This window comes from Candidatus Eisenbacteria bacterium (genome assembly GCA_035712145.1).
Classification (GTDB): Bacteria; Eisenbacteria; RBG-16-71-46; order RBG-16-71-46; family RBG-16-71-46; genus DASTBI01.
In genome coordinates, this window is the sequence record DASTBI010000102.1 from 1 (window position 1) to 11,441 (window position 11,441).

At 67.7% G+C, this 11,441-nt stretch carries 11 protein-coding genes; 3 read left to right on the forward strand and 8 right to left on the reverse strand.

Annotated elements, in window-relative coordinates; all coding sequences use genetic code 11:
* Nucleotides 1–539 (reverse strand): LOG family protein (locus VFQ05_06235; GenBank protein ID HET9326350.1); only part of this gene is annotated, 539 nt, incomplete at its 3' end.
* Nucleotides 540–605: 66 nt separating this feature from the next.
* Here VFQ05_06235 and VFQ05_06240 point away from each other — a divergent pair.
* Complete coding sequence (locus VFQ05_06240) at nucleotides 606–965, forward strand: Rieske 2Fe-2S domain-containing protein (protein HET9326351.1); 360 nt, start codon at nucleotides 606–608, stop codon at nucleotides 963–965.
* Here VFQ05_06240 and VFQ05_06245 read toward each other — a convergent pair.
* The 7 genes from VFQ05_06245 to VFQ05_06275 are packed head-to-tail and all read right to left on the reverse strand — an operon-like array spanning nucleotide 930 to nucleotide 8,260.
* Nucleotides 930–1,970 (reverse strand): beta-propeller fold lactonase family protein, encoded by a 1,041-nt coding sequence (locus VFQ05_06245; protein ID HET9326352.1) that lies wholly within the window; start codon nucleotides 1,968–1,970, stop codon nucleotides 930–932. The two genes, VFQ05_06240 and VFQ05_06245, sit on opposite strands and share 36 nt — an antisense overlap.
* The gene (locus VFQ05_06250) at nucleotides 1,967–2,644 is read right to left on the reverse strand and encodes an NTP transferase domain-containing protein (GenBank protein HET9326353.1); all 678 of its coding nucleotides are present in this window, start codon (nucleotides 2,642–2,644) and stop codon (nucleotides 1,967–1,969) included. The genes VFQ05_06245 and VFQ05_06250 overlap by 4 nt, the downstream gene beginning before the upstream one ends.
* Nucleotides 2,645–2,685: 41 nt before the next feature.
* On the reverse strand, nucleotides 2,686–3,480 hold the full coding sequence (locus tag VFQ05_06255) for a class I SAM-dependent methyltransferase (protein HET9326354.1): 795 nt from the start codon (nucleotides 3,478–3,480) through the stop codon (nucleotides 2,686–2,688).
* Nucleotides 3,477–4,328 (reverse strand): xanthine dehydrogenase accessory protein XdhC, encoded by an 852-nt coding sequence (gene xdhC, locus VFQ05_06260; GenBank protein HET9326355.1) that lies wholly within the window; start codon nucleotides 4,326–4,328, stop codon nucleotides 3,477–3,479. Before xdhC ends, VFQ05_06255 begins: the two co-directional genes overlap by 4 nt.
* Complete coding sequence (locus VFQ05_06265) at nucleotides 4,321–5,313, reverse strand: FAD binding domain-containing protein (GenBank protein ID HET9326356.1); 993 nt, start codon at nucleotides 5,311–5,313, stop codon at nucleotides 4,321–4,323. The genes xdhC and VFQ05_06265 overlap by 8 nt, the downstream gene beginning before the upstream one ends.
* Nucleotides 5,313–7,796 carry a xanthine dehydrogenase family protein molybdopterin-binding subunit gene (locus tag VFQ05_06270; protein ID HET9326357.1) on the reverse strand — a complete coding sequence of 828 codons (2,484 nt, stop codon included), beginning with the start codon at nucleotides 7,794–7,796 and terminating at the stop codon, nucleotides 5,313–5,315. The genes VFQ05_06265 and VFQ05_06270 overlap by 1 nt, the downstream gene beginning before the upstream one ends.
* Complete coding sequence (locus VFQ05_06275; GenBank protein ID HET9326358.1) at nucleotides 7,793–8,260, reverse strand: (2Fe-2S)-binding protein; 468 nt, start codon at nucleotides 8,258–8,260, stop codon at nucleotides 7,793–7,795. The genes VFQ05_06270 and VFQ05_06275 overlap by 4 nt, the downstream gene beginning before the upstream one ends.
* Before the next feature lie 253 nt (nucleotides 8,261–8,513).
* On the opposite strand from VFQ05_06275, the gene VFQ05_06280 reads away from it, so the two are divergent.
* Nucleotides 8,514–9,908, forward strand: a complete 1,395-nt coding sequence (locus tag VFQ05_06280; GenBank protein HET9326359.1) for a class II fructose-bisphosphate aldolase — start codon at nucleotides 8,514–8,516, stop codon at nucleotides 9,906–9,908.
* Nucleotides 9,909–9,935: 27 nt separating this feature from the next.
* Nucleotides 9,936–11,042, forward strand: a complete 1,107-nt coding sequence (gene fbp / locus VFQ05_06285) for a class 1 fructose-bisphosphatase (GenBank protein HET9326360.1) — start codon at nucleotides 9,936–9,938, stop codon at nucleotides 11,040–11,042.
* The last annotated feature ends 399 nt before the right edge of the window (nucleotides 11,043–11,441 follow it).

Here is an 11,441-nt window from a genome sequence, read left to right on the forward strand (position 1 = left end):
TGGGCCATGCCGCGCTGGGCGGCGGAGAGCGCGAGCCGGACCGCCTCGTCGACCGTGTCCACGCACTGGAGCAGAGCAAACAGGGCGTCGGCGATCACGCCGCGATGAGCCTCGAGGTAATCGGGCCACTGCGGCCCGAGCAGGATGAGCGATCCGGGCTTGATCGCACCGTAGTTCGCCAGGGTCCACGCGAGGTACAGCTCGGTGAGCGTGCCGAGGCTCGGCTCCAGGACGATGCGGGCGTCGGGCTCGATGACCAGGTGTCTCAGGCGTTCCAGCAGGTCGGCGGCGTGGACACGCTCGGCGACCCAGCGGTTGCCCGGGCCGCGGTAAGCCTCGAGCTCGACCGTCACTCCGACCACGTGTCCGCCGGCCTCGGCAGCCCCGCGCGAAGCGGCCTCCATCACGCCACCGTAGGCGCCTGTCACCACGGTCGCGCCTCGGCGCGCGAGTGCTTTGCCGAGGTCGTAGGCCAGTGTGTAGCCTGGGTCGCGCTCGCTCACCAGGCTGCTACCATAGACCGCGATGCGCGGCGCCATGCGTCCTCCGATCGGCAGCGAGTCGAGGCGGGATTCTCGCACGATCGCGGTTCACGGGGCCACCGTTTGAGCGCGCCGGTGCGGGTGCTCGCCGACGCTCGAAGACTCGGCGAAGGCCAGGGCCTGCGGTTCGCGATCGTCATCGAAGGTGTCGACTACCCGGCGTTCGCGGTGCGCTACCGCGGCGCGGTCCACGGCTACCTCAACGTCTGCCGCCACCAGTCGCTCGAGCTCGACTTCGGCGACGCCCACTTCTTCGACGACGACTACGATGCCTTGGTGTGCTGCCACCACGGGGCGCGCTACCGGCCCGAGACCGGGGAATGCGTGGTGGGACCCTGTGCCGGCGCCCGGCTCACCGCGCTCCGCTTCGAGGAGAAGGACGGCGGCCTATGGTGCCTTGGCCTCGCCACCCGCGCGCACTGATTTGCCCTTGGCGCGCCGCACCCAGGCCATGCCGTCGGGCTCGTTGCCCGGGGCGAACGCCTTCAGCACCTTGCGGTCCGCGATCGACAGCAGCGTGACCTGATCGTCGTTGGTGTTGGCGACGAACGCGCGCCGTCCGTCGGGCGTCATCTGGATGCCGACCGGCACGGCGCCCACTTCCACCGTGGCGAGCAGGCGCCGCTCACGCACGTCGAAGACCGTCACGGTGTTGCTGCGGGCGTTGGAGATCCACGCCTCGCGGCCACTGGGCGTGAACTTGACGCGGATCGGCATCTGGCCTCCGCTCTCGAAGCGAGTGACGATCGAGTCGTCGGCGGTGGCGATCACCGCGACCGTATGGGCGCCGCGGTTCGTCACCCACACCTCGCGGCCGTCGGGCGTGACGTCGATGCCTTCGGCGCCTTCGCCCGTGGCGAGACTGCGCACCCGGTCGGTGGCCCGCTCGATCACGGTGACGCTGCCGGAGCGGATGTTGGCGATGTAGAGCTTCTTCTCGTCGGGCGTCGGCACCAGCATGTGGCTGACGTCCTGCTCCGTCTTCCAGGCCTTGCGGATCGCGCCGGTCGCGGCGTCGAGCTCCAGCACGGCCTGCGCCCCCTCGCACGTGGCCCATAGCAGCTGGCCGTCCTTGCTGACCCACAAGCCATGCGGTTTGGTATAGGCGCCGAGGTCGAAGGTATCGCGCACGGCGCGGCGATCGAGGTCGATGACGCTGATCGTGTTGCCCGGGTGATCCTGGCGCTGGCCTTCGCGGAACACCGCGAACATGCCGTAGTTGGCGACGTACGCGGTTCGACCGTCCGGCGACACCGCGACTTCGTGCGGCCCCTGGCCGGTCGGGATCTTCGCGAGGGTCGCGAGCGTCTCGGGATCGATGAGCACGGCCTGGTGATCGGACTTGTTGAGCACCACCAGCAGGTCGGCGGCCGCCACGCCGGCATCGACGGCGGCGAGCATCAGGAGCATGGTCCCAGCCTTTCTCATCGCCTCGAAGGGGCGTTGCGGTTGTCGAGGATCCCCGGATCGGCGGTGTCGAGATAACCGACCAGGCGACTATTACGCCGCACCGCGTCGCTCAGATCCGCGGCGCCGCGGTCGAGCACGATCGCGCGCGCGAGCCCCGCGGACAGCGCGAGCGGGTGGCCTCGGCGCCGGCGATGACGAGGCACCAGCGCGTAAGCGAAGCCGCCTTGCTCACGCGGGGCGCGAGCGAAAGCGCCGAGCGCCTCGCGCATCGTCATCGCCAGCGCCTGCACGGTGCGCGACTGGATTTGCGGATGATCCACCGGAAGCACCAGGATGGACTCGGGCCGAAAGCGCAGCGCGGCCTTGAGCCCCGCTCGCACCGAGCCCAGCATGCCCGCACGCCACGCGCGGTTGACCACGAAGCGCGCCTCGAGACCTCGCGCACCATGGCGGCGCGCCGCGGCCAGATCGCGGCGCATCTCCTTGCTTGCGACCAGGCGCTCGAACTCGGACTCGATCGCGGCGCGGATCGCCGGCGCCCGCGCCCCGAGCACGATGACCACGGCGTCACAGGCGCTCCAGAGGTGATGAAGCCCGCGAGCGGTGAACGAACGCCCGCGACTCCGCACCAGGGCCTTGTCGCGACCCATGCGGGTCGAGCTGCCGGCCGCCAGCAGGACACCCACGATCATGCCTGCAGGATACATCGAACGGCGCCGGGACCGTGTGCCGATCAGCCCGGCCGCGTGGCGGAGAGGTTCAGCCGCACGTAATCGAGGGACCAGGGCGGGGAATCGTTCTCACCCGCCGCCGTCATGGCGTCGAGATAGCGCTCGCCCAGCTCGGGCGGCAACACCTCGACATAGGACGCGCAGACCACGGACGCCAGGAACGCGCGGTACGTCGGCGCGTCCGGCAGCACCGGGGTCACCCCTTCGAGGTGGGTCTTCACGTTCACGAAGCCCGCCGCCCGCAGACGGACGGCGGCTCCTTCGGGTCCCTCGAAGAGCCACGGCTCCCGCCATCGCGCGAAGTGCTCCGCATAGGGCTCCCGCGACAGGATCTCCGCGCAGCGCTCGCGGATCCGCAACACGTTCGCGCCTCCTCCACACTGCGCGTGGAGCCGGCCACCAGGGCGGAGCACGTCGTGGAGGCGGCGGAACAGCCGGTCGTGATCGAGCACCCAATGGAATACCGCGGTGCTGAACACCGCATCCACCGAGGTGTCGAGCTCGAAGGTCAGCAGATCGGAATGGATGAAACGGACGCGATCGGCGAACGCCGGCGTCAGGTATTCGCGAGCAGCCTCGATCATGTTCCGCGATGCGTCGAGCGCGATCACTCGCCCCCGCGGCAGCCGCTCGAGCAGACGCTCGGTGACCCGGCCGCTCCCGCAGCCGGCGTCGAGGACCGTCTCGTCGCCCGTGAGATCCAGCGATGACAGCCGCCGCACCGCCCACTCGTACTGGGGCTGCGCGAGATGGTGGTAGGCCGTCGCATCCCATTCCCGGGGCGTGCTGGTCGTCACGGCTCAGCCGGCTCCGTCGGCTCTGCCGCCGCGCCCTTTGCGGCGAGGGGGACGGGCATGCTGGACAGCGAAGGAATCGGCCTTCCGTGCCGCACCGCCACCAGCTGCGCGGCGATGCTCACCGCGATCTCCTCCGGCGTCTGCGCCCCGATGTCGATGCCGAGCGGCGTGTGGAGACGGCCGATCTGCTCGGCGGTATAACCGCGCGCCTTGAGACGCAGCGCGAACTTCCGCTGCTTCGGGATGCTGCCGACCATGCCGAGGAAACGGAGCGGGCGCTCGAGCAGCACCTGGACCAGGCGCTGATCCAGCGCATGATCGTGAGTAACGACGACCGCGAACTCGTCGCCGCGGGTCGACCAGGCGCGCGCGTAGTCCTCGGCCGCGCCGCGATGCACGCGCGCGCTCGGGAAGCGCTCCTCGTTCGCCCACTCGGGGCGGTCGTCCACGACCGTCACGTCGAACCCGCATCCCGCCGCGATCGCGGCCAGCGGCTTGGCGATGTAGCCGGCGCCGAACACCTTGAGCTCGGGCGCCGGCGCAATCAGCTCCAGGAAGACGCTCATCTCGCCGCCGCAGCACATGCCGAGCTCCTGGGTGAGATGGCGTTTGACCAGCGTGGCGGTCTCGCCGGCCAGCAGCGCGCGCGACCGCTCCAGCACCTCGCGCTCGATGGCGCCCCCGCCGATCGTGCCCCAGGTCTCGCCATCGCTCGCGATCAGCATTCGCGCGCCACCCTTTCGGGGCGTGAAGCCGCGGGTCTCGATCACGGTGGCCATCACGAAGCGGCGGCCGGCGCGACGCCACTCGCCCAGCACCTCCCACACGTCGAACCGCGGCTCAGCCATGGCGCGCCTCGCCGGTCGCCTCGGCCATCGCCCGCTTCACGAACACCGGCACCATCTCGTGACGCCAATCGGCGTCGTACGGCACGCTGGTCTGCGGACGGCATTGTTTATAGGCGGCCTGAGCGATCGCCTCGCGACGCTCGGCGTCGAGTGGATGCCCCATCACCAAGGACTCGAGCCCGCCGATCGATCGCGGCTTGGCCGCGAGCGCGCTGACCACGAGGCGCGCGCTCTCGCAGCGGCTGTTGCCGCGCGCCGCGAAGGCCACCGACAGCATCGGGAAATCGATGGCGTTCCGCGGCCGTAGCTTCTGGTACCCGACCTGGAGATCGCGAGATCGCGCGGGCACATGGATGCGCGTGACCATCTCATCGGGTCTGAGCACGTTGTTGTGAATGCCGTCGCCGACGAAGAACTCCTCGACGGGAATGACGCGCGAGCCGGAGCGTCCCGTGATCTCCACCGTGGCCTCGAGCGTGATGAGCACCGGCGCCACGTCCGAAGAGTGCGCCGCGACACAACGTTTGCCCTGGGGGACGACGTGGCAGTGAATGCCGTCCTTCTTGAGGCAGAACCCCAGTGCTTCCCTCCAGAAATGCGTCTGGTTGTAGTACGTGCAGCGCGTGTCGAGGCACAGGTTGCCGCCCACCGTGCCCATCGCGCGGAGCTGCGGCCCGGCCACGAGCCCCGCGGCCTTGGCCAGCGAGGAGTGGTGCCGCCGCACGAACGGATGCTCGCTCAGCTCGGCGAGTGTGACTCGCGGCCCGAGATCGAGCCCTTCCGGAGTCTCGCGCAGGAAGCGCAGCTCCTCGACTCGTCCCAGGTGAACCACACGACGTGGCTCGTGCAGCCGATGCTTGAGATTCGGCACCGCGTCGGTGCCTCCCGCCACCAGCAAGGCTTCGCCTGGCTGATCCGAGAGCAGCGACAGCGCCTCTTCGACCGAGCCTGGCTGGCGCCACTCGAAGCGCGGGAGCGTGAGCATCAGCGTCTCCTCGCCTGCTCGAGCGCCGCGCCGCGGACTTGCCCACGGGCCCGCTCCCACTGCGCGCGCGGATCTCCCTGTCTCAGGAGACTCAGCACGCGAGGCGGATGGAACGGCAGCCGGTCGCAGCGAATGCCGAGCGCGTCGTGGATGGCGTTGGCGATCGCGGGAATGCTGGGGTGGAGCGGACCTTCGCCTGCTTCCTTGGCGCCGTAGGGGCCTTCGGGATCGACCGACTCGACGATCAGCGATTCGAACTCCGGGCAGTCGAGCGATGTCGGGATCCGGTAATCGAGCAGCGAAGGACCGTGATGGAGACCCGGGCCGTGATGCGGCGCCTCGGCCTTGAAGACTTGCTCCTCCATCAGCGCCTCGGCGAAGCCCATGTAGGCGCTGCCCTCCATCTGGCCCTCCACCGCGACCGGGCTCAGCGCGCGGCCACAGTCGTGGGCGATCCAGAGCTTCTTCACCGTCACGAATCCGGTTTCGACGTCGCACTCGACCTCGGCGACGTGCGCCGTGAAGGAATAGGCCGGCGATGCGCCGATCGTGCCGCCGCGGTAGTCGCCGCCGAGCTTGGGGCTCTGGTACCACCCGACCGAGCCGAGCGTGCCGATGCGGGCCTCGGTCTTCTGGAACGCTTCCTTCACGCTCATGGCGTGCTTCTCGGGGTCGCGGACCCAGGCCGCCACGCCGGACGCCAGCGAGATCTCGTGGGGGGCGCATCCCCAGATCCCGGCCAGCGTGGCGCACACTTCAACCCTGAGCTTCCGCGCCGCGTCCATGCAGGCATTGCCGACCATGAAGGTCTCGCGGCTCGAATACGAGCCGAGATCCACCGGGGTGAGGTCGGTGTCGGCCGCGACCACCCGCACATCGCCGAGCTCGAGACCCAGCTCCTCGCACACGATGTAGGCAAGGATGGAATCCGAGCCCTGGCCGATATCCGATGCGCCGCAGAAGACCGTGGCGCGTCCCGAGCGGTCGAGCTTGAGCTGGACGCCGGACTGGGGCATCTCGTTCGGGTAGATGCAGTAGTTGGTGCCGCTGATGTACATGCTGCCCGCGACGCCGACTCCCTGGCCGTAGGGCAGGCGCCGAAACTTGCGCCTCCAGTCCGAGGCCTTCTCGACTTGATCGAGACACTGCATGAAACCATTCGACGTCACGCGCATGCCGTTCACCGTGCGCGTGTGCTCGCCGATGTGATTCCTGCGGCGCAGCTCGATGGGATCCATCGAGATCGCTTCCGCGAGCTTGTCGAGCTGACACTCGAAGGCAAAGCGCGGCTGCACCGACCCGTGGCCGCGCTTGGGCCCGCAGCAGGGCTTGTTGGTGAACACTCGCGTCGAGTCGAAACGGTACGCGGGCATCGAGTACGGCGCCGTCAGGAGCTGCCCCGAGTAATACGTCGTGACGAGACCGAACGACGAATACGCCCCGCCGTCGATCGCGATCTTCGCGTCGATCGCGGTCAGCGTGCCGTCTTTCTTCACTCCACATCGATAGCGAAGCCGCATGGGGTGCCGCCCGCGATGCGCGTAGAACACTTCCTCCCGGGTGTACAAGATCTTCACCGGACGCCCTGTGATCATCGACAGCTTCGCGGCGCAGAACTCGAGCGAGAACGGTTCGCTCTTGCCGCCGAAGGCGCCGCCCACCACCGGCTGAATCACCCGGATTCGCTGCGTCGGCAGGCCCAGGACACGCGCCAGGTCGCGATGCAGGTAGTGCGCCACCTGGGTGCTCGACCACAAGGTCAAGAAGCCCGTCGGGTCCATGTGGGCGATCGCGCAATGCGGCTCGATCGGCGTATGGGTCGAGCCTTCGTACCAGTACTCGGCCTCGATCACGGCGTCGCTGTCTTTCAGCCCGTCTTCGACGTCACCGAACTCGAGCAGCACGTGCTTCGAGATGTTGCCTTCCTTGGCCTTCTCGTTGACCTTCCATTCCGGGTGCGCGAGCGCGCTGTCGATGTCGTTGACCGACGGCAGCGGCTCGTACTCCACCCGGATCGCCTCGAGCGCCTCCTCGGCGATCAACTCACTCTCGGCGGCGACGGCGGCGATGGCATCGCCCACGTAGCGGGCCTTCTCCTCGCACAGCGCCTGCTCGTCCTGGGTCCAGGGGATGATCCCGTAGTACTGGGGAAGATCCTTTCCGGTGATCACTGCGTGAACGCCATTCATGCGCAGCGCGCGAGATGCATCGATCGAAACAATGCGTGCGTGGGCGTGCACGCTGCGCAGCAGCTTGCCGTGGAGCATCCGCGGCAGCGTGATGTCGTCGGCGTAGATCGCCTGGCCGGTGACCTTGGCGAGTCCTTCGACCTTGCGGTTGCGCTTGCCGATGGTGCTGAAGGTGCCATGCGGTGGACCGGAGCGTCCCGCTGGCCACGACGGCGGCGTGAGCCGCTCCTCGCCCGGCATCAGCCGGCCCGCCGGGATCTCCTTGGAACCGGGATCGCGGGACCGGCGGCTCATGCGCGGCCCCTCTGGCGCAGCGTCTCGGCGGCGCGCTCGACCGCTTCGAAGATCTTCGTATAGCCGGTGCATCGGCAGAGATTTCCCGAGAGGGCCTGGGCGATCTCCTGCCTGGTCGGGTTCGGGTTCTTGCGAAGCAGCGCCCAGGCACTCATGAGAATTCCCGGGGTGCAGAACCCGCACTGGGCCGCGCCGGTCAAATCGAAGGCGTCCTGGAGTGGATGCGGCTGTCCGCGCTCGGCCACCCCCTCGATCGTGGTGATGGCAGGACCATCATGGTAGGCGAGCGCCAGCGAGATGCAGGCCAGGATCGCCTCGCCCTCGACCTCCACGGTGCAGGCGCCGCAATCGCCCTTGTCGCACCCCTGCTTGGACCCGGTCAGCCCCAGCCCGTAGCGCAGGGCCTCGAGCAGCGTGGTGTTCGGGGTCACGGCGCAATCGCGCTCTTCCCCGTTCACGCGCAAGCGGCAGACGACGGTCTCCGAGGCGTTCAGAAGCTCTTCCTTTCGACAGGCCTCATCCCAGTCTCACCACGACAGGCTTCTTCGGACTCCGATGGCCTGAGCAGAATACACCGAAGTCTCGACTCTGCCCTCGATTGGGGACTATACTCGTCACGTTTGTCCGTGGGGGGCGGCCGTGTTCCGCCCATGCGACTCAGAACCGGCGCCGCCGCCTTCCCGTCGCGCGCCTTCCGACAAGGACTTCGACCTCCTCATGGAACTCAAGACCCTCGACGAGATTCGCCACGCCAACGCCGCCCTCGCTTCGGGCAACACCGACGCGCTCGACCGCCTGGTCTGGACCGGCGTGTTCGGAGCCTCCGAGCTGCGCGACGCGGCGCGCGCCGCCGTGCTCGACCAGGCCCGCGCGGCCGGTCTCTACCCCGCCTCGATCCACGGGCTCTACGTCGCCCGCGGCCGCGGCGAGGCGCCCGCCAACTTCACGGTGCCCGCCATCAACATCCGCGGCATGGCCTACGACACCGCTCGCGCGCTGTTCCGCGCCCGCAAGAAGCTCGACGCCGGCGCCGTGATCTGCGAGATCGCCCGCTCCGAGATCAGCTACACCGACCAGCGGCCTTCCGAGTACACGTTCGCGGTCATGGCCGCCGCTCTGCGCGAAGGCTGGCGCGGCCCATTGTTCCTCCAGGGCGATCACTTCCAGGTCAATGCCAAGAAGTACGCCTCCGATCCGAAGGCCGAGGTCGAGGCCGTCAAGACGCTGACCGCCGAGGCTCTCCAGGCCGGCTTCTATAACATCGACGTCGACACTTCTACCTTGGTCGATCTATCCCGCGAAGGCCATGAAGCCCAGCAGCAGCTGAACGGCGACGTGTGCGCGGATCTCACAGCCTTCATCCGCGAGCACGAGCCGCGAGGCGTCACCGTGTCGGTCGGCGGCGAGATCGGCGAAGTCGGCGGCAAGAACTCGACGCCCGAGGAGTTCGAGGCCTTCATGAAGGTCTTCGGCACGGCGCTCGAGCGCCGGCGGCCGGGCGCTCCGGGCATCAGCAAGATCTCGATTCAGACCGGCACGTCCCACGGCGGTGTGCCGCTGCCCGACGGCAAGATCGCCCAGGTCAAAGTCGACTTCGAGGCGCTGGAGAAGATCTCGAAGCTCGCTCGCGAGCGCTACGGACTCGGTGGCGCGGTGCAGCACGGAGCCTCCACGCTCCCAGCCGAGCTGTTCGATCGCTTCCCGAAGCTCGGCACCATCGAGATCCATCTCGCCACCGAGTTCCAGAGCATGATCTTCGACCACTCGGCGTTCCCGGCGGACTTGAAGCGCGAGATCTACGAGAAGCTGCGCACCCTCGCCGCCGACGAGCGCAAGTCGTCGGACACCGACGAGCAATTCTTCTACAAGACACGCAAGAAAGCGCTCGGGCCGTTCAAGCGGGCCATGTGGAACCTGCCGCCCGCGATTCGCGCGGAGATCGGATCCGCGCTCGAAGCCAAATTCACGTTTCTGCTCGACAAGCTCGGGACCCATGGCACCAGGGCTCTAACAGAGAAGCACGCGCCGTTCGTTCCCGGCTCGTTCCCGACTCTCGCCGCAACCGTGGCCGCCTCGAAAGGCCCCGAGGATGTGTCCGGCCTCGCGGACTAATCTGGCTTGAGTACTGACGGAGGCGTCATGCCGCAACGCTCGGTGACGTTGAGCCAGTTCATCCTCCAGCAGGAGCATCAACATCCCGAGTCGAGCGGCGAGTTCACCCGGCTGCTCATCGATCTCGCCCTGGCCGCCAAGATGATCAACCGCGAGGTCACGCGCGCAGGCCTGGTGGATATCCTGGGCTACTCGGGCACCGAGAACGTGCATGGTGAGAAAGTCCAGAAGCTCGACGTGTTCGCGCACGACATCATCGCGCGCGTCCTCGGCTCGACCGGCCAGCTCGCGGTCCTGGCCTCCGAGGAGGACGAGGACATCCTGACGGTCGGCGAAAACCGCGCCCCCGGCCGTTACGTCGTCAACTTCGACCCGCTCGACGGCTCCTCGAACATCAATGCCAACGTCAACATCGGGACGATCTTCTCGATTCTGCCGCGCGTCTCCCGCAGCGGACCGGGCGGAATCGCCGACGTGCTGCAGCCCGGCGTGCGCCAGCTCGCCGCGGGCTACGTGATGTACGGCTCCAGCACCATGCTCGTGTACACGACCGGCACCGGGGTGCACGGCTTCACGTTCGAGCCGAGCCTGGGCGAGTTCCTGCTCTCGCACCCGGACATCCGGACGCCGGAACGGGGCCGCATCTACAGCGTCAACGAGTCGAATTACTTCCAATGGTCCGAGGGCGTGAAGCGCTACGTCGACTGGGTGAAGCAGCCGGATGGCGAGTCGGGGCGGCCCTACAGCGCGCGGTACGTTGGATCACTGGTCGCGGACTTTCATAGAAATCTCTTGTACGGCGGGATCTTCTTGTATCCCGGAGACCAGAAGAACCCTTCAGGCAAGCTGCGGCTGCTCTACGAAGCTGCGCCGCTGGCGTTCATCGCCGAGCAGGCCGGAGGCGCCGCTTCGGATGGTTACCATAGAATCATGGACATCTTTCCCACCCAGCTCCATCAGAAGACCCCGCTCATCCTCGGGAGCTGCGAGGACGTCCGCGACTGCGAGCTCTTCATCCAGGAGAAGCACAAGGCGGTCACGGCCGAGCGGAGACTCGGGAACCACGTGCCGACCGAGTGCGGCCCGGAGAAGGAAACGGGCGCCCCGAAGAAGACACGAGAGCCTTCAGCCTGAGACAGGGCTTCTCGGCGCGCTTGATCCGCCGCGCGCTTTCTCGAGTTGCACCGGCTGACGTCGCCGAAGCGCACGGCCGAGTGGCTGGCGTCGCTAATGTCTTCGAAGAATTAGCGAAGTATTTCGAGAATTTACTTGACGCAACTTTCGAACAGCCCTGAACGCAACCTCGAAGTTGCCGTCCAGATCGCTGCCAGGCGCACACCGCTGCCCGAGCGCCGCTTCCGGTTGCGACTCGCGCAATCATAACGGTTCCGTGCTCAGCTCGCGTCTCTGAACGTGAACTGAGCGCCGCGCGAAGCCCGTGATACAAACAGTGCGCCCCGCACTTCTCGCCCCCGCGATGAGCGCACATGAAGTCCTATTCGCTTTCGCATCTTTCGGATCAGACCCTGCTCC

Coding starts and splice junctions, on each gene's coding strand:
- VFQ05_06250 (HET9326353.1), bottom strand. CDS start 2,644: ATGATCGTGGGTGTCCTGCTGGCGGCCGGCAGCTCGACCCGCATGGGT.
- VFQ05_06280 (HET9326359.1), top strand. CDS start 8,514: ATGGAACTCAAGACCCTCGACGAGATTCGCCACGCCAACGCCGCCCTC.
- VFQ05_06265 (HET9326356.1), bottom strand. CDS start 5,313: ATGCTCACGCTCCCGCGCTTCGAGTGGCGCCAGCCAGGCTCGGTCGAA.
- xdhC (HET9326355.1), bottom strand. CDS start 4,328: ATGGCTGAGCCGCGGTTCGACGTGTGGGAGGTGCTGGGCGAGTGGCGT.
- fbp (HET9326360.1), top strand. CDS start 9,936: ATGCCGCAACGCTCGGTGACGTTGAGCCAGTTCATCCTCCAGCAGGAG.
- VFQ05_06245 (HET9326352.1), bottom strand. CDS start 1,970: ATGAGAAAGGCTGGGACCATGCTCCTGATGCTCGCCGCCGTCGATGCC.
- VFQ05_06270 (HET9326357.1), bottom strand. CDS start 7,796: ATGAGCCGCCGGTCCCGCGATCCCGGTTCCAAGGAGATCCCGGCGGGC.